Source organism: Arminella tubonensis, assembly GCF_003240585.1.
In the GTDB taxonomy this organism is placed as follows: Bacteria; Pseudomonadota; Alphaproteobacteria; order Rhizobiales; family Rhizobiaceae; genus Rhizobium; species Rhizobium tubonense.
Genome location: NZ_PCDP01000044.1, coordinates 1 through 1,441 on the forward strand (window position 1 = coordinate 1; position 1,441 = coordinate 1,441).

The following is a 1,441-nucleotide window of genomic DNA, read 5'->3' on the forward strand; positions in this document are numbered from 1 at the left end:
CACAGCAACACCGCAGCGGCTTCGTTGCGCGACTGCCGGTTCAGCCGAACATGAGTAGCGTGATGGAGACGTCAGGGCTCAAGTCGGCGAAGTCGGCGCCGTTGCGGATAGCATTGATCCAGAGTGCCGTGCTTTTCGTTGTGGCAGCCCTTCTTCAGCAACGCTGGGGGACCATCGTCGATACCAGCTGGCTCATTACCGAGTCCGAGCGGATGCTGGCGGGACAGCGGCTCTATGTCGATGTGATCGACAACAACCCCCCGTTTTCGCTCTGGCTCTTCATGCCGGCGATGGTGGCGTCGCAATGGGCCGGGATCGCGCCCGAGATCGGCATCTATCTCTACACGTGCCTCGCAGTGATCGTCGGTCTGGGCTTGGCGGCCATCATCGTCCAGCGGGCAGGTTTTGCCGAAAATCGTGCCCTGCTTCGGCTATTGCCGCTATTTGTCGCGCTTTTCGTGATTTTTCCCGGCAATGCCTTTACCGAGAGAGATCATGTGGGCACCGTGCTGTTTCTGCCGTTGCTTGCAATGATGGCCTGGCGGGCCGACAGGACACGCCCCGGCTCGCCCGGTATCGCGCTGATTGTCGCCGCCGGGCTCTGCGGCAGCGTTCTTGTCCTGGTCAAGGCTTACTATGTGGTGGTTTGCATCCTGCCCGCCCTCTACGTGGCCTGGAGCCGGCGGGATCTTCGCTCCCTCTTCGCGCCCGAGAATTGCCTCATCGCCATTGTCGGCGTCGTGTATGTCCCACTGGTCTATTGGCTTCATCCCGAATTCATGCCGGACATTCTTCCGCAGGTGGTGGATGTCTACATGGGCACGGGAAATTCGCTCGGGGTGGCGCTAAGCTATGCACCGGTTTACCTGACGCTTCTGCTATTGTTCTGGATGGTTGCACCCCGAGCGCCGGTGACGCCGCTTGGCGCGGTGACGCTGCTGGCTTCACTCGCCGCCGTCATCCCTTTGGTCTACCAGGGCAAGGGCTGGCCATATCATGCCTTCGCCGCGTTCTCGCTGGCCATCGCGGCCGTGCTCTGCCAGATAGCGGCGTCCGATGGCTGGCGTTACAACCGCGAAACGCTTGCTCGCACGGTTCTTTGCGCAGTTGTCGTGCTATCTGCCTGGCAACCATTTCTATATACCCAAAAACCGGACAAGGCTTTTGTCGATGCCATCAGGGCGGCATCCACCTCGCAACCGACGCTCGGCGTCATCGGCAGCGATATCGCGGCTGCCCATCCGCTTTCCAGGATGATTGGGGCACGCTTTCTGTCGGCCAACAACGGCGACTGGCTGGGCGCTCTTGCCTTCGTTCGGGCCGAGCAGGCAGCGGCACAGGGAAACGCGGCGAATGCAGCGCATTTCCTGGAACAGTCTGATGCCTATCTGGACGCGAAATACGCCGAATTCGCCAAATACAACTACGATCTGATTATCGT

1 protein-coding gene is annotated in these 1,441 nt (G+C 60.4%); it reads left to right on the top strand.

Annotation, left to right across the window (positions count from 1 at the left end; translation table 11 throughout):
• A partial coding sequence (locus tag CPY51_RS32880) for a hypothetical protein (RefSeq protein ID WP_195909600.1) occupies positions 1-1,441 on the top strand: 1,441 nt, incomplete at both ends.